Origin of the sequence: Streptomyces sp. NPDC004539 (assembly GCF_040610055.1) — a bacterium.
In the GTDB taxonomy this organism is placed as follows: Bacteria; Actinomycetota; Actinomycetes; order Streptomycetales; family Streptomycetaceae; genus Streptomyces.
Window position 1 is genome coordinate 34,380 of the sequence record NZ_JBEXLS010000025.1, and the last position, 15,601, is coordinate 49,980.

General features: G+C 73.4%; 12 protein-coding genes. All 12 read right to left on the reverse strand.

Annotation, left to right across the window (positions count from 1 at the left end):
- Positions 1 to 98 precede the first annotated feature (98 nt).
- A complete protein-coding gene (locus ABZX85_RS38055; protein ID WP_355879543.1) occupies positions 99 to 293 on the reverse strand; it encodes a ferredoxin in 195 nt (64 codons plus the stop codon).
- 14 nt (positions 294 to 307) lie between these two features.
- Positions 308 to 1,519 carry a cytochrome P450 gene (locus ABZX85_RS38060; RefSeq protein ID WP_355879545.1) on the reverse strand — a complete coding sequence of 404 codons (1,212 nt, stop codon included), beginning with the start codon at positions 1,517 to 1,519 and terminating at the stop codon, positions 308 to 310.
- A gap of 30 nt (positions 1,520 to 1,549) precedes the next feature.
- The gene (locus tag ABZX85_RS38065; RefSeq protein ID WP_355879547.1) at positions 1,550 to 2,704 is read right to left on the reverse strand and encodes an acyltransferase; all 1,155 of its coding nucleotides are present in this window, start codon (positions 2,702 to 2,704) and stop codon (positions 1,550 to 1,552) included.
- Positions 2,705 to 2,740: 36 nt separating this feature from the next.
- Positions 2,741 to 2,947, reverse strand: coding sequence for a ferredoxin (locus ABZX85_RS38070; RefSeq protein ID WP_351747471.1), 207 nt, complete (start codon positions 2,945 to 2,947; stop codon positions 2,741 to 2,743).
- A 5-nt stretch (positions 2,948 to 2,952) separates the two neighbouring features.
- On the reverse strand, positions 2,953 to 4,140 hold the full coding sequence (locus tag ABZX85_RS38075; protein WP_355879550.1) for a cytochrome P450: 1,188 nt from the start codon (positions 4,138 to 4,140) through the stop codon (positions 2,953 to 2,955).
- Positions 4,141 to 4,254: 114 nt separating this feature from the next.
- Positions 4,255 to 5,901 carry an ABC transporter ATP-binding protein gene (locus tag ABZX85_RS38080; protein WP_355879553.1) on the reverse strand — a complete coding sequence of 549 codons (1,647 nt, stop codon included), beginning with the start codon at positions 5,899 to 5,901 and terminating at the stop codon, positions 4,255 to 4,257.
- A complete protein-coding gene (locus ABZX85_RS38085) occupies positions 5,898 to 6,710 on the reverse strand; it encodes an ABC transporter permease (protein WP_355879556.1) in 813 nt (270 codons plus the stop codon). The genes ABZX85_RS38080 and ABZX85_RS38085 overlap by 4 nt, the downstream gene beginning before the upstream one ends.
- The gene (locus ABZX85_RS38090) at positions 6,707 to 7,696 is read right to left on the reverse strand and encodes an ABC transporter permease (protein WP_355879559.1); all 990 of its coding nucleotides are present in this window, start codon (positions 7,694 to 7,696) and stop codon (positions 6,707 to 6,709) included. The genes ABZX85_RS38085 and ABZX85_RS38090 overlap by 4 nt, the downstream gene beginning before the upstream one ends.
- The gene (locus ABZX85_RS38095) at positions 7,693 to 9,354 is read right to left on the reverse strand and encodes an ABC transporter substrate-binding protein (protein ID WP_355879561.1); all 1,662 of its coding nucleotides are present in this window, start codon (positions 9,352 to 9,354) and stop codon (positions 7,693 to 7,695) included. Before ABZX85_RS38095 ends, ABZX85_RS38090 begins: the two co-directional genes overlap by 4 nt.
- Positions 9,355 to 9,460: 106 nt before the next feature.
- On the reverse strand, positions 9,461 to 10,447 hold the full coding sequence (locus ABZX85_RS38100) for an LLM class flavin-dependent oxidoreductase (RefSeq protein WP_355879564.1): 987 nt from the start codon (positions 10,445 to 10,447) through the stop codon (positions 9,461 to 9,463).
- Positions 10,448 to 10,542: 95 nt separating this feature from the next.
- Positions 10,543 to 12,507, reverse strand: a complete 1,965-nt coding sequence (locus ABZX85_RS38105) for an HAD-IIIC family phosphatase (RefSeq protein WP_355879567.1) — start codon at positions 12,505 to 12,507, stop codon at positions 10,543 to 10,545.
- Positions 12,504 to 15,593: a type I polyketide synthase gene (locus tag ABZX85_RS38110; RefSeq protein ID WP_355879570.1), complete on the reverse strand. Its 3,090-nt coding sequence runs from the start codon at positions 15,591 to 15,593 to the stop codon at positions 12,504 to 12,506. The genes ABZX85_RS38105 and ABZX85_RS38110 overlap by 4 nt, the downstream gene beginning before the upstream one ends.
- Positions 15,594 to 15,601: the final 8 nt, after the last annotated feature.

Sequence of the window (15,601 nt, forward strand, 5' to 3'; positions counted from 1 at the left end):
TCCGCGCCGCCTTCACCGGGCCCGGCGCCCCCGGCCCCCGCCCCAGCGCGCCGAACCCTGACGGCCCGACGCCCCGCCTCTCCCTCCACCCACCCTCACTACTCCGGAGACAGGGACAGCGCCCTCGACGGGCAGAGCCCCACCGCCAGTTCGAGTTCCTCCAGGAACTCGTCGCCCGGTTTCTCGTCGATCACGACCACCAGTCCGTCGTCCCCGTGGTCGAAGACCCCCGGGACGGTGACCGCGCAGTGCCCGGCCGCCATGCAGCGGCTTCGGTCGGCGTGTACCCGCATCGTCGTCTCTCCTCTCACCACTCGACCGGCAGCCGGTGGACGCCCTGCATGGTTCCGCCGCTGCGGAACGGGAGTTCGCCCACCGGGGCCGCGAGGCGCAGGCCGGGAACGCGGGCGAGGAGTGTCGTGAACGCCACCTCCAGTTCCATCCGGGCCAGGTTCTGGCCGAGGCACTGGTGGATGCCGAACCCGAACGTGAGGTGCTGGCGGCCCGAGGCCGTGCCGCCGCCGCGCGCGGCACGGTGGATGTCGAAGGTGTACGGGTCCGCGTAGACCGCCGGGTCCCGGTTGGTCATCGACGAGGAGACGAGCACCCCCTCCCCCGCGCGGATGACCTCGCCGTCGATCTCGATGTCCTCGTTCGCGACGCGCACCCCCGAGACGTCCGTCACGGAGACCATCCGCAGCAGTTCCTCGACGGCCGCGGGCACCGCCTCCGCCGGCGCGGCGCGCAACGCGGCGAGCTGGCCGGGGTGTTCGAGGAGCGTGACGACACCGAGCGCGATCATCTGCGAGGTCGTGTCGTGGCCGCCGATCAGCAGCGCCAGCGCGATCCGCAGGAGGTCCTCGCGGGTGAGGTCCTCGCCGTCCACCCGCCCCGCGAGCCGGCCGAGGACCCCGTCCGTGCCGCCCGGCGCCCGTTCCTTCGCGCTGATGAGCTCGTCGAGGTAGTCCCACAGCGCCTGGCCCGCCGCCTCCGCGCCGGCCGCGTCCCGCGCCTGGAGCAGCCCCACGGTCTTCGCCTCGAAGAACGCGTGGTCCTCGTACGGCACGCCGAGGAGCTGGGAGATCACCATGGACGGGATCGGCAGGGCGAAGTCCTCGACGAGATCGGCCGGCGGCCCTTTGCGGAGCATGTCGTCGACGAGCCGCTCCGTCAGTTCCTCGACGCCGCCGCGCATGTCGCGGACGTGTTTGAGGCTGAAGTCGGGTGCCAGCATACGGCGGTGGATGTCGTGTACCGGCGGGTCGAATCCGATGATGGCGATCGGTTTGAAGATGGGTGCCTCGAACCGGGGCAGCACGACCGGGAAATCGTCCCGGGAACGGTCCGCCGAGAGCCGTGGGTCGGAGAGGAGACTTCTTGCCGTGGCATGTCCGGTGACCATCCATATCGACGATCCGTCCCACAGCGACACTCTGTGCAGCGGTCCGCTCCGGCCGATTTCCTGATATCCGGGGGACGGTTGATAAGGACAGGCTCTGTCCTGGGGATAAGAGAGCACGACGTGTTTCCCTTCCGTCGTTTTCGGCGTTCAGTCGTGTTCGGCGTTCGGCCGGACTCCCGTGAGGACGGCCCGTTTCTCCGGGGTCGCCCCCGGCCGCCCCCACCACCGCATCCCCGGCTCCTCCACCAGCCGGTACAGCGCCCAGGCCAGCAGCGTGGTGAGGGCGAACAGCGCCGCCAACAGGCCCGTCGCCGGCACCACGTCCCAGGACCGTCCGCTGCCGAGGGCGACGTGGACGTACGCGAGGACCAGGAAGTGCACGAGGTAGGAGGCGTAGGACACCGTCCCCAGCCACTGCGGGACGGGGCCGCGGAACGGGGAGAACCCGCCGCGCAGGTCGGCCGTGGCCACCGCCGGGATGAGCAGCGCCAGCGGGACGACGATGGTCGCGGTCAGGCTGTACACGCCGGGGAACTGGGACACCTGGACGGCGAAGCCGAGGGCGAGCAGTCCGAGGGCGGGCACCGGTCCGAGGCGAATCCAGCCGCCGGTGCGCACGATGCGGGCCATGACGATGCCGAGCGTGAAGTCCAGGGCCCGCACGGGCGGGAAGGACACCAGGAACCAGTTCTGGGTGAGCGACATGTCCTGCCCCGGCAGCTTCGGCGTGCCGGGCAGCCAGGCGTGCGCGAGAGCGGGCAGCAGCATGACGACCCCGGCGAGGGCGCCGGCCGCCCACCACAGGCGGTGCGCGGGGATGCGCCGGACGAGGGCGTACAGCAGCGGGAACGCGAGGTAGAACAGCAGGTCGCAGGCGAGCGACCAGGTGACCACGTTGATCGAGAGGATGAGGTCGAGGCGGGGGTACCAGGTGTGCACCAGGAAGAGGCTGGGCAGCAGCTTGACGAGGTCCACGGACTGTCCGGCCCACAGCGCGAGGCCGAGGGCGGCGGTCCAGGTCACGACGTGGTTGGGGTAGACCTTGGCCAGGCGGCGGCGCCAGAACCGGCCGGCGGGCTGTCCCTCCCGGACCGACCAGGTGAGGACGAAGCCGCTGAGGACGAAGAAGAACTCCACCCCGAGCCAGCCGATCGCGAAGGCGTAGGGCCGCAGCGTCGCCTCGACGTCCGGGTGGAAGTAGCCGAGGACGAAGGAGTGGCAGAGGAAGACCAGGAAGGCCGCGGCGAAGCGCATTCCGGTGAGGGACGGGAGTCTCGCGGGCTCCACGGGCTGGGGTGGCATGCTGTCGTCTCTTCTCTTCTCGTCTCTCCGGGCGGGTCAGTCGGGGGACGGGCCCTCGGTGATGTCGATGGCGCGTGCCGGGCACAGGTAGGCGGCCTTGCGGGCCCTGTCCTGGTGCTCCGGCGCGGGGGTGGGGGTGAGCAGGACGACGAGCCCCTCGTCGTCCTGGTCGAACACCTCGGGGAGGGTGGCCATGCAGCGGCCCCCGCTGATGCAGGACTCCCGGTCGGCGTGCAGCCGCATCGCGGTCACCACTCGACGGGCAGGGACAGCACGCGCTGCACGGTGCCCGCGCCGAGGATCGGGAGCTGGTCCACGTCTCCGACGAGCCGCATGCCGGGGATGCGGGTGAGCAGTTCCCGGAAGGCGATCTCCAGTTCGAGGCGGGCGAGGTTCTGGCCGAGGCACTGGTGGATGCCGAAGCCGAAGGTCACGTGGTGGGTGTCGGGGCGCAGGACGTCGAAGTCGTCGGGCCGCTGGTGGAACTTCTCGTCCCGGTTGGCGAGCGTGCCGGAGACGAGGACGCCCTCGCCCTCGCGGATGAGGTGCCCGGCGATCTCGATGTCGCCCTTGGCGATGCGGGTGGCGACGAGGTCGGTGGTGGCGATGTAGCGCAGGAGTTCCTCGACGGCGCCGGGCAGCCGGTCGCGGTCCTCGTGGAGCCTGGCGAGCTGTTCGGGGTGTTCGAGGAGGGTGATGACGCCGAGGGCCAGGGACGAGGAGGTCGTCTCGTGGGCGGCGATGAGCAGGACGAGGGCGATGGAGACGAGTTCCGCGTGCCCGATGTCGCCGGTGAGGACGCGTTCGGTGACGAGCTGTCCGAGGAGGCCCTCGGTGGGGGCCTTGATCTGCTGGGTGACCAGGCCGTCGATGTAGTCGACGAGGTTCTGCGCGGCGCTCGCCGACTCCTCCTCGGTGCCGAGCATCACCTTGCCGCTGGACTCCTGGAAGAACTCGTGGTCCTCGTAGGGCACGCCGAGGTGACGGCAGATCACGAGGGACGGCAGCGGTACGGCGAGCAGCGGGATGAGGTCGGCCGGCGGCCCCTGGGCGATGATCCGGTCGACGAATCCGGAGACGATCTTCTCGATCTCGGGCCGCATCCGGCGTACCTGTCTGAGGCTGAAGTGCGGGTTGAGGTAGCGCCGGTAGGTGTCGTGCTCGGGCGGGTCCATCGCGATCAGGGCGAGGCTGCGGGCGATCTGGGAGCGGAACCGGGGGGCGACGATGGGGAATCCGGGGTGGGTGCGCAGCGAGGAGAGGTTGGGGTGGGTGAGGATCTCCCGGGATTCCTGGTATCCGGTGACCATCCAGGCTTCCCGGCCGTCGAAAAGGGTGACTTTGAGGACCGGTCCCGATTCGGCTATCTCCCGGTATCCGGCGGGGGGCTGATAGGGGCAGGTGCGCGGCTGGGGATAGGGCGGGGCTTCTGCCATTCCTTCTCGTCCTTAGAACGGGTGCGGAACGCGGGAATTCCGACGGTTTTCGGGCCGTGGGAGTTCGACGCTAGGGAGCACCGAAGCGGTGGGCAAGCGCGGTTAAGCGGCGCTTCAGAACGGCTTTCGTCCGGTTCGGTGCCGGCGGGGAACGGCGGCGAGGAGCGCGCTGGTGTAGGGGTGGCGCGGGGAACGGAAGACCTGCTCGGCCGGTCCTTCCTCGACGATCCGGCCGTCCTTCATGACGGCGACGCGGTGGCTGAGGCGCCGGACGACGCCGAGGTCGTGCGAGATGAACACGTAGGCCACGCCGAGGCGTTCCTGGATGTCGACGAGGACGTCGAGGACCTGGGCCTGGACGGAGGCGTCGAGGGCGGAGACGGGTTCGTCGCAGACGACGACGTCGGGGCGGGGGGCCAGCGCGCGGGCGATGGCGAGGCGCTGCCGCTGGCCGCCGGACAGGTCGCGGGCCCTGCGTTCCAGGATGCCGGGGTCGAGGCCGACGTGCTCCAGCAACTGTGTGACGCGGGCGGCGCGTTCGGCGCGCGGGGTGCGGGCCGCCCGGAGGGGTTCCTCGATCAGCTGCCGCGCGGTGTAGCGGGGGTCGAAGGAGCCGAGGGGGTACTGGTGGATCATCTGGACGCGGCGGCGGGCGGCGCGCAGGTCGGCGCCGGTGCGTTCGGTCCAGGTGCGGCCGTCGAGGGCGACGCGGCCGGTGTCCGGGGGGACGAGCCCCATCAGCATCCGGCCGACGGTGGTCTTCCCGGAGCCGGATTCCCCGACGACGCCGAGGGTTTCACCGGCGTGCACGGTCAGCGACACCCCGTCGACGGCGGTGAGTTCGGGCCGGCCGGGCAGCCGGTAGCGCTTGACCAGGTCGTCGGCGCGCAGCAGCGCCGGCGCGGGGGCGGGGGCGGCCCGGATCTCGTCGCCGGGGACGGCGGCGACCAGGGCGCGGGTGTAGGGGTGGCCGGGCGCGGTGAGGAGCTGCCGGGCGGGGCCTTCCTCGACGAACCGGCCGTCGCGCATGACGTGGACGCGGTCGGCGAGTTCACCGACGACGCCGAGGTCGTGGCTGATGAGCAGGACGGCGGTGCCCTGGCGGGCGTGGGCGCGCAGCAGGCGCAGGATCTGCTGCTGGACGGTGGCGTCGAGGGCGGTGGTGGGTTCGTCGGCGATGAGCAGGTCGGGGCGGGCGGCGAGCGCGGAGGCGATGAGGGCGCGCTGGCGCAGTCCGCCGGAGAGCTGGTGGGGGTACTGGGCGGCTCGGGTGGCGGGTTCGGGGACGCCGGCCGCTGTGAGGAGGCGTTCGACCTCGTGCCGGATCTCTGGGCGGGGGACGGTGCGGTGTTCGCGCAGGGGTTCGGCGACCTCGGCGCCGACGCGGCGCAGCGGGTCCAGGGAGCCGAGGGCGTCCTGGAGGACGAAGCCGATGCGCCGGCCGCGCAGGGCGCGCAGCCGCCGGTTGTCGAGTCCGCGCAGGTCGGTGCCGTCGAAGGCCAGGGTGGTGGCCCGGATCTCGGCGCCGTCGCCGGCGAGGCCGACGAGGCTGCGGGCGGTGACGCTCTTGCCGGAGCCGGACTCGCCGACGACGGCGACGATCTCGCCCCGCGCCACGGTGAAGGACACCCCGCGCACGGCCTCCACGCGCCGGCGTCCGCGCCCGAAGGCGACGACGAGGTCCTCGACGCGGACCAGGTCGGTGTCGGTCCCGTTCCCTTGCGCGGGGGCGGCGGGGGCGGTGCGGGGCTCGGTGTTCACAGGGTGCTCCCGTCGACGGTGCGCTGGAGGTGGCGGCCGACCGTCGTGACGGCGAGGACGGTGAGGGTGATGGCGGCGCCGGGGAAGGCGGCCGGCCACCAGGCGACGGCGAGGAACTCCCGGCTCCCGGCGAGCATCGCGCCCCACTCGGCGGTGGGGGGCTGCGGGCCGAGGCCGACGAAGCTGAGGCTGGAGCTGGCGACGATCATCGCGCCCAGGGAGACGGTGCCGAGCGCCAGGACCGGCCCGAGCGTGTGCGGCAGGATGTGCCGGATCACCACCTGGGTGCGGGTCCAGCCGAACCCGTACGCGCTCTCCACGTACTCCCGGCCGCGCAGGGAGATGACCTGGGCGCGGGCGACGCGGGCGAAGCCGGGCAGGGACACGACGGCCAGGCCGATGGTGGCGGTGCCCGATCCGGGGCCGAGGACGGCGACGACCAGGAAGACCAGGAGGAGTCCGGGCACGGACAGCACGACGTCGAGGAGCCGGCCGATGACCTGGTCGGCGAACCGGCCGAGCTGGGCGGCGGCGACCCCCACGAGCGTGCCGCCGGCCAGTGCGAGGGCCACCGCGCCGACGCCGATGAGCAGCGACGGCCGGACCCCGTACACGATCCGGGCGTACAGGTCGCGGCCGTTCTGGTCGGTGCCGAGCCAGTGGCCCGCGTCGGGGGGCCGCAGGAGGGCGTCGATGTCGGCGGCGTCGGGGTCGACGGCGGTGAACAGGGAGGGGAACGCGGCCATGGCGAGCAGGACGGCGAGGACAGTCACGCCGATCCACAGGCCGGTGCGGCGGGGTCGGGTCATGCCGGCCTCCCGGTGTCGCGGGTCCGCGGGTCGACGAGCCACTGGAGGGCGTCGACGAGGATGTTGGCGAGGACGTACACGGCGGCGGCGAACAGCACGAGCGCGATGACGACGGGCATGTCCTTGTTCTGCACGGCGGACAGCAGGAGCCGTCCGACGCCCTGCCGGGAGAACACGATCTCGATGATGACGGCGCCGCCGATCAGGGAGCCGGTGATCCAGCCCATGAGCGTGATCGCCGGGAGCAGGGCGTGCCGCAGCACGTGCCGTAGGCGCAGGGCGAGTTCGCCGATGCCGCGCGCTCTGGCGGTCACCACGAAGGGTTCGTCCAGGGTGCGCAGGAGCCCTTCGCGCAGGACCTGGGCGACGACGGCGGTGGGCGCGGCGGCGAGCGCGAGGGTGGGCAGGACGAGTCCGGCGGGGCCGGTCGAGCCGATGGTGGGGAACCAGCGCAGGGTGAAGGAGAAGACGGTGAGCAGGAGCAGGCCGAGCCAGAACGGCGGCAGGGCGACGACGACGGATTCGGCGCCGGCGAACAGGGTCCGTACCCAGCGGCGACGGCTCGCGCCGAGGACGGCGAGGACGACGGAGCCGGCGGCGGTGACGAGCAGGGTGGACAGGATCAGGGCGAGGGTGTCGGGGAGTTGGGAGCCGATGGCGTCCCACACGGGTTGCCGCAGGACGTAGGAGTCGCCGAGGTCGCCGCGCGCGATGCGGCCGAGGTAGTCGAGGTACTGGACGAGGAGCGGGTCGTCCAGGTGGTACTGGGCGGTGATCTCGGCGCGGGTGGCGGGGGTCACGCTGGTTCCGGCGAGCAGGACGTCCGCAGTGCTGCCGGGCATGACCTGGAGGAGCAGGAAGGTGACGGTGACCGCGCCCCACAGGACGGCGACGGAGCCGGCCGCGCGGGCGAGGACGAGCAGCGCGAGGCGGGAGCGCCGGTCCCGGTCCCCGGCGGTGTCGCGGGGAGCGGGACCTGCGGTCACGAGGCCAGCCACAGCGGGTACAGGTCGACGGAGCCGTCGGCGGTGAAGCCGACGCCTTGTACGGCGGTGCGGGCGGCGAAGGTGGAGACGGGCGAGTAGACCGGCAGGACCGCGGCGTCGGCGGTGACGCGGCGCTGTACCTCGCCGTAGATCCGCAGTTCCTGCGTGCGGCCGGTGGCGCGCTGTGCCTCGGTGAAGAGGCGTTCCACGGCCGGGTTGTCGTAGCGGGCCATGTTGTTGCTGATGCCGCGGGCCGGGGTGGGGATGTTCTCCTTGCCGAACAGGACGCGCAGGACGTCGGGGCTGGGTGAGGAGAAGCTGGTGTCGATGATCTCGTAGTCGCCGGCGAGGAGCCGTTCGACGAAGGTGCCGCCGTCGACGTTCTCCTCGACGAACTCGACGCCGAGTTGCTTGGCGGCGGCCTGGATCTGCACGGCAAGGTTGGTGATCGACGGGTCGGACCACAGGTGCCGCACGCGCAGCCGCTCGCCGTTCTTGGTGCGGTAGCCCTGGGAGTCGCGTCCGGTCCAGCCGGCGGTGTCGAGGAGGCGGGCGGCCTCGGCGGGGTCGTAGGCGTAGGCGGCGGCCTGGGAGGCGTCGTAGCCGGGGGTGGTGTCGGAGAGGGGGCCCTTGGCGGAGGGGTACTGGCCGAAGTTGACGCGCTGGGCGATGGTGGACCAGTCGATGCCCGCGCGCAGCGCCTTGCGTACGGAGACGTCGGCGAGGACGCCGGTGGCCGTGTTGGGCCAGTAGCTGTAGTTGGCGCCGGGGAAGCTCGACTTGTGCAGGGTGAAGCCGGGGGTGTGCGCCAGTTGCTTGGTGCTGGTGGCGTCGAGTCCGGTGGCGGCGTCGAGCTGGCCGCTGGTGAGGGCGCCGGAGCGGGCGGCGTTGTCGGGGACGACCTGGACCTGGATGGCGTCGAGGTGGGCGGGGCCGGAGTGGCCGGCGGACTTGGGGGCCCAGGCGTAGGCGGGATTCTTGGTGTAGTCGATGCCTTTCTGCGTGACGAGTCCGCCGGTGGTGCGGAACGGGCCGGTGCCGACGATCCTCTTGCACAGGGCGGAGGGTGAGCCCTTGAGGGTGGCCGGTGACTCGATGCCGAGGTTGGGCTGGGCGAGCGTGCCGAGGAACCCCGCGTCGGGCCGCTTCAGCCTGATCTCGGCGGTGTGCGCGTCGACGGCCCGGGAGGATCGGTACGCCGAGATCAGGCTGGAGGCGAGGAGTGACTTGGTGGCGGGGGCGACGACGTGGTCGAGGTTGGCGACCACGGCGGAGGCGTCGAACCTGGTGCCGTCGGTGAAGGTGACGTCGTCGCGGAGGGTGAGCGTGTAGGTGAGGCCGTCGGGTGAGATCGTCCAGCTCTTGGCGAGCCAGGGTTCGAAGGCGCCCTTCGCCGTCTGGTGCACCAGGGAGTCGAGGATCGGTCTGGCCAGCAGCCGGGACGCCTCGGTGGGGCTCTGGTGGGGGTCGAGGCACTCGGGTTCCTTGGCGATGGCGACGCGCAGGGTGCCGCCGTCGCGTGGCGGGCCGTCGACGGCGCCGCCGCCCGTGCCGTCGCCGCCCGCCGAGCAGGCGGTCATCAGCATCGTCAGCAGGGCGGTGGTGCCCGCTGCCAGCGTGGCCGGTCTCCTGGTCCCTGTCCCCGTACCCCGGTGCATGGTCCTCCTCGTCGCGTGCTCTGTGGCTTTCGGTCAGCCACAGTGCACGGCCGGCCTAAAGCCGGTCTGAACGCGAGGAGTTCGGGCCTGTCCGGGGCGGGCGGGCTCAGAGCGAGGCGGCGATCTTCGCGACGAGTTCGTAGGACCGAATCCGGGCCTCGTGGTCGGGTACCTGTGTGAGGACGAAGAGTTCGTCGGCCCGGGTCGCCGCGACGAACTCGCCGAGGCGCGGGGTGATCCGCTCGGGTGAGCCGACGAACTGCGGGTCGATGCGCGAGCGCAGGAAGGTCTGCTCGGCGGGGCCGAAGGTGTGCGCGGCGGTCTCCTCCTCCGTCGGCAGCACGCCCTGCGGGTCGACCGTCCGCATCCGGATCTGGCCGTGGACGAAGGCGTTCGCGAGCCGGTGGGCGCGCTCGTCGCTGTCGTTGACGACCGCTATCACCGCGACGCAGGCGTGCGGTACGGGCTGTCCGGGGACGGCCCGGAAGGCGTCCCGGTAGGCGGCGAGGGCCTCGGGCGCCCCGGCGCCGACGATGGCGTGGGCGTACACGTACGGCAGCCCGGCCCGGCCGGCGTGGACGGCGCTGGCGACGCTGGAGCCGACGAGCCAGAAGCGGGGCGGGGTCTCGGGTTCGGGGACGGCCCGCACGCCCTGGTGGCCGCCGTCGAAGTAGCCGCGGAGCTCTTCGAGCTGGGCGTCGAAGCCTTGGCGGCGGGGGTCGCCGAGGCGGGCGGCGGAGGCGGGTGAGCCGCCGGTGGCGCGGCCGAGTCCGAGGTCGACGCGGCCGGGGAAGAGGCTGGCGAGGACGCCGAACTGTTCGGCGACGGCGAGGGCGGAGTGGTTGGCGAGGAGGACCGCGCCGGAGCCCACGGTCAGGGTGCGGGTGGCGGCCAGGACGGGCCCGGCGAGGACGGCGGGGCTGGAGGTGGCGAGGGCGGGGGTGCTGTGGTGTTCGGCCACCCAGTAGCGCCGGTAGCCGAACCCCTCCACCGCCTTGGCGAGGTCGACGGAGCGGCGCAGCGCGTCGCCGGGTGTGTCGCCCCGCCAGACGGGGACCGTGTCGTGCACCGAAATCGCGATTCCCTCGGCCAACGGGATCTCCTCCTCCTTTTCGGGCGGTCGCCGTGCGCCGTCGGCACTGTCCTGAGGCGACCTCATGTTCTACGGCCAGTTAAGTCGAGGGTCCCTCAGGTTGTCAACGTGGCGGCCACGGCGGCGGGGACGAGGCCGTCCGCCGCGTCCAGGACCAGATGGCCGGGAACCTCGACGAGCGTCTCCAGCCGGTGCGTGAACGCCGTCTCCTCGCCCTCATGGGGCAGCGCGGTGAAGCCGTAGTGCGGGTAGAGGTCCGCGACCTTGGCGTTCTTCGCCGTCGGCCGGAACCGGCCGCGCACCTCGGCGAAACCCGCCCCCCGCGCCCGGTCGAGCAGCGCCGCGAGGCACGCCTGCTCGATGCCCCGGGCGAACACTCGGCAGCTGAGCAGCATGTTCTCCACGTGCAGGACCCGCCCCTCGGCCCGCAGGAAGACCGCTCCGACGATCCCGTTGCCCCCGAACCGGTCCCCCGACTCCAGCACCAGCACCCGGGTCCGCGCACCGGCCGCACGCACCCGTACCTCCTCGGCCGACAGGCGCCGCGTGGTCAGGTTGAACTGGTTCGTCCGCAGGGTCAGCTGGGCGACGCGCGGGATCTCCGCCGGGGTCACCGGCGCCAGCCGGACCGTCACCCCGAGCCCGGCCAGGAACCCCGCCGCCCCGCCGGCCGCGGAGAGGAACTCCGTGCGCGCCGACTCCTCCCGGTAGCGGCGGGTGCGGACCCGGTCCTCCGAGGTGACCTCGGTGACGGTGAACCAGCCGTCCGCGAGCAGCCGCGTCACGTGCAGCGCCGGGTCGCCGTCCAGCGGGATCACGGTCGTCTCGGGCAGCTCCGCGCTCACCGCCGCGCACTCGCGGAGGCTGTCGTCGGCGAACACCACGCTGTCGCCGCCCAGGTTGAGCCCCGTGGACAGCGCGCGCAAGGACTCCGGCTTGGGCTGCCAGCCGGCGAGTATCCGCACGAAGTCGTCCTCCCGCACCCGCAGATCGGGGTGGTCGCGCAGCGCCGCCACCACCGTGTCCCGGTCGTTCTTGGTGACCGCCGCGAGCAGCACGCCCTGCGCCTGGAGCTGTTTCACCACGCCCTGGAAACGGTGGAACGCCTCACCCCGGCGGCCGTGGGCCACCTCGATGCCCGCCACCCCGTCGTCGCCGAGGACCCCGCCCCACAGCGTGTCGTCGAGGTCCACCGCCAGCACCTTCTTGGCCCGGCCGGTCAACGCCCGCACCAGGTGGCCGAGTTCGCGGGCGTAGGAGGCGAGGAAGGCGTCGGAGAGGTGGGCGCCCGCGTACGTGTCGAAGCGGGGGTCGGCCAGGTCGACCGGGTCGCCGAGCAGCGGGTCGACGTCGACCGTCAGGACGCGGCCGGCGCCCCCGCCCTCGCCCTCGCCCTCGCCCTCGCCGAAACCGAGACCGAGGCCCAGGCCCAGGCCCAGGCCGAGTTCGAGGAGTTCCGCGTTGGCCCTGCGCCACGCCGCGCCGAGCCGTCCCCGGGCCGACAGGTCGAGGAGCTGGGCCTGCTGGAGCCTCGGCAGCGGCAGGGTGTTGAGGACCAGGGTGCCCGGGGTGCGGGCGGTGAACCCGGTCGCGAGGTCGCGCCAGAGGGCGAGCTTGCGGTCCAGCACGGCGGCCACGTCCCGCGCGGTGAACGGCACGGGCACCTCGTCGAAGACCGTCGTGTGGTCCAGGACGCACACCGTGACGTCGGCCGGTGCGCGGTGCAGGGAACTCGCCGGATCGCCGAGTTCACGGACGTACGAACCGAAGTCGGTCAGCCGTACCTCGGGCAGGAAGCCGTGGCGGGACAGCTCGGCGACGAGGGCGGTGCGCAGGGCCTCCAGGGTGCCCGCGCCGGTCAGGGCGACGGTGACGGAGGGCAGGGCGGGGTGGTGGGCGCGGGCCCGGCCCAGGTCGGTTCCGGCGAGCAGACGGGCCGCGCGGGCGAGGTCGGCCCGGTCCAGTACGGACAGGAGGGGGGCCACCTGGTCGAAGTGGCGGGCCAGGCCGCCGTCGCGGTGCAGGGCGCGCAGGGTCTCCAGCGCGGGGGTGGCGGTCATCGGACGGTCTCCGGGGTGCGGGAGGTGAGCGATTCGACGAGGTGGGTGGCGAGCGCGTGCGCGGTGCGGTGTTCCAGGACGACACCGGCCCGCAGCTCCGCGCCGGTCTCGCGGCCCAGGCGTGCCGCGATCTCCAGGGAGCCGAAGGAGGTGATGCCGATCTCGGTGAGGTCGTCGGCGGGGGCGACCTCGCCCGGGGCGTGTCCGAGGGCGGCACAGACCGCGTCGAGGACGTGGGCGAGGACGAGGCCGTACCGCTCGCCCTCGGGTACTTGACGGAGCGTCAGGGTGTCCTCGGCCGGTGCGGCGGGGGGCGCCACCGGGTCCTGCGGTGCGGGGGTGCGGTGCAGCCAGTACGGGCGGTGCTGGAAGGGGTAGACGGGGACAAGGGCGGGGTCGGCGGCCGGACCGGGGCCGAGCAGCCGGTCCCAGTCGACGCGGACACCCCGGCAGTGCGCCTGGGCGACGGCCCGCACGACGGACCGGGCCTCGGCCGCGGGATGCCGGATCAGCGGGATCACGGCGACGGAGTCACGCCGGTCGGCGAGGCAGTCCGCGATCATCCCGGTCATGGTGGTGTCGGGGCCGATCTCGACGAACGTGTCGACGCCCAGGGCGTACAGGGCCTCCACCCCGTCGTGGAAGCGGACGGTGCCGCGCACCTGCGCCGACCAGCGGCCCGGGGCGGACAGCTCGGCCCGGTCGACGACGGCGCCGGCCCGGTTCCCCACGAGGGGGACGCGCGGCTCACGCACGGCGAGCCCGGACGCCGCCTCGTCGACCGCGGCCAGCACGGACGCCATGTGCGGGGAGTGAAAGGCGTGACTCACCTTCAGCGCCTTCGTACGCGCCCCCTGTCCCCGCCACACGGCGGCGAGCCGGCGTACGGCGTCGGCGTCCCCGGAGACGACCGTCGAGCGCGGCCCGTTCACCGCTGCCACGTCCACGGCTCCCCCGGACTGCGCGAGCGAGGCCCTGACCTCCGCCTCGGAGGCCCGGATCGCCACCATGCCGCCGCCGGTCGGCGCGTCCTGCATCGCACGGGCGCGGGCGGTCACGAGCCGGGCGGCGTCGTCGAGCCCCAGGGCCCCGCCGGCGTACGCGGCGCTCAGTTCGCCGATGGAGTGCCCGAGCAGCGCGGCCGGTACGAGACCGAAGGACTCGGCGAGCCGGGCCAGGGCCGCCTGGACGGCGAACAGCGCCGGCTGGGTGTACTCGGTGCGCTCCAGGAGCCCCGCGTTCGGCGTGCCGGGCGCGGCGAGGACGACGTCCCGCAGCGCGGGCTCCTGGTTGCCGCCGCCGCGCGCCGCGTCCAGCGCGGCGCACACGGTGTCGAAGGTCTCGGCGTAGACCGGGAAGCCCCGGTACAGCTCGCCGCCCATCCCGGCTCGCTGCGTGCCCTGCCCGCTGAAGACGAACGCCACCTTGGGAGCGGGCCGGGCGGCGGTGACGGCCACGGACACGCCGGCGAGCGCGTCGAGTTCGCGGGCGAGCTCCGCCGCGTCGGCCCCGACCGCGGCGGCCCGGTACGGGAACGCGGTGCGCTGCCGGACGAGCGAGCGGGCGACGGCCGCCCACTCCCCCGGGTGGTCCGGCCGTTCGGCGAGGAGGTCCCGCAGCCGCCGCGCCTGCGCCCGTACGGCGTCGGCGCTCTTGCCGGACACGGTCCACACGACGGGCGCCTCGGCCGGAGCGGTCGCCGGCTCCGGCGCGGGTTCCTGCGGGTACTCCTCGACCAGGACGTGGGCGTTGGTGCCGCTGATGCCGAACGAGGAGACGCCTGCGCGGCGCGGGCCGTCGGCGGGTGCGGGCCAGGGGCGGGCGGAGTTCAGGAGGGTGACGCGGTCGCGGGGCCAGTCGACGTACTCGGAGGGGTCGTCGGCGTGGAGGGTCGCAGGCAGGACGCGGTGGCGCAGGGCCTGGATCGTCTTGATGACCCCGGCGACCCCGGCGGCGGCCTGGGTGTGCCCGATGTTGGACTTCACCGAGCCGATGTGCAGAGGGGTGCTGCGGGCGGGGTCGTCGCCGTACGCGGCGATGAGGGCGGTCGCCTCGATCGGGTCGCCGAGGGCCGTGCCGGTGCCGTGAGCCTCCACCGCGTCGACGGCGGCGGCGGGGATGCCGGCGCTGCGCAGGGCCGCCTCGATCACCTTGCGCTGGGCGGCGCCGTTCGGTGCGGTGAGGCCGTTGCTGGCGCCGTCGGAGTTGATCGCCGAGCCGGCGAGGAGGGCGAGCACCGGGTGTCCTGAGCGGCGTGCGTCGGAGAGGCGTGCCAGGACGAGCAGGCCCGCCCCCTCCCCGAAGCCGGTGCCGTCCGCGCCTTTGGCGAACGCCTTGCAGCGGCCGTCGGCCGCGAGGCCGCCCTGTGCCGCGAAGTCGGTGAAGACCCGGGGGGTGGCCATCACCGTCACCCCGCCCGCGAGCGCCAGGTCGCATTCGCCCCGGCGCAGGGACTCGGCGGCGAGGTGCAGGGCGACCAGCGAGGACGAGCAGGCGGTGTCGACGGTCAGCGCGGGGCCCTCGAAGCCGAAGGTGTGCGCGAGCCGTCCGGAGACGAGGCTCGCGGCGTTGCCGGTCATCAGATGGCCCTCGATGCCTGCGGGCACGGTGCCGGGCGGGGGCGCGTACTCCTGGTAGATCGCCCCCACGAACACCCCGGTGCGGCTTCCCCGCAGGTCGCCGGGGAGGGTGCCGGTCCGCTCCAGCGCCTCCCAGGACAGTTCGAGGAGCTGCCGGTGCTGCGGGTCCATCGCCACGGCCTCGTGGGGTCCGATGCCGAAGAAACCGGCGTCGAACCCGGCCGCGTCGTCGAGGAATCCGCCGGTGTGCGCGTGCTCCAGCGCGGCGGGGTCCCAGCCCCGGTCGAGGGGTGGTCCGCCGACGGTGTCGACGCCGTCGGCGACCACGCGCCACAGGTCCTCGGGCGAACGTACGCCGCCCGGGTAGCGGCAGGCCATGGAGAGCACGGCCACCGGTTCGCGGTACGCGGCGAGCCGTGCCTCGCGCTCCGCCGACTCGGCTTTCAGCCGGGCGAGTTCGTTCGTCGTCCACCGGAGATACTCGACGAGTTTCTGCTCGTCGGCCATGGCTGGGC

What these genes read in the sequence shown, in the direction of transcription:
- ABZX85_RS38055 (WP_355879543.1), bottom strand. Translation starts at nt 293, where the DNA reads ATGCGGGTACACGCCGACCGAAGCCGCTGCATGGCGGCCGGGCACTGC.
- ABZX85_RS38065 (WP_355879547.1), bottom strand. Translation starts at nt 2,704, where the DNA reads ATGCCACCCCAGCCCGTGGAGCCCGCGAGACTCCCGTCCCTCACCGGA.
- ABZX85_RS38070 (WP_351747471.1), bottom strand. Translation starts at nt 2,947, where the DNA reads ATGCGGCTGCACGCCGACCGGGAGTCCTGCATCAGCGGGGGCCGCTGC.
- ABZX85_RS38075 (WP_355879550.1), bottom strand. Translation starts at nt 4,140, where the DNA reads ATGGCAGAAGCCCCGCCCTATCCCCAGCCGCGCACCTGCCCCTATCAG.
- ABZX85_RS38085 (WP_355879556.1), bottom strand. Translation starts at nt 6,710, where the DNA reads ATGACCCGACCCCGCCGCACCGGCCTGTGGATCGGCGTGACTGTCCTC.
- ABZX85_RS38095 (WP_355879561.1), bottom strand. Translation starts at nt 9,354, where the DNA reads ATGCACCGGGGTACGGGGACAGGGACCAGGAGACCGGCCACGCTGGCA.
- ABZX85_RS38105 (WP_355879567.1), bottom strand. Translation starts at nt 12,507, where the DNA reads ATGACCGCCACCCCCGCGCTGGAGACCCTGCGCGCCCTGCACCGCGAC.
- ABZX85_RS38110 (WP_355879570.1), bottom strand. Translation starts at nt 15,593, where the DNA reads ATGGCCGACGAGCAGAAACTCGTCGAGTATCTCCGGTGGACGACGAAC.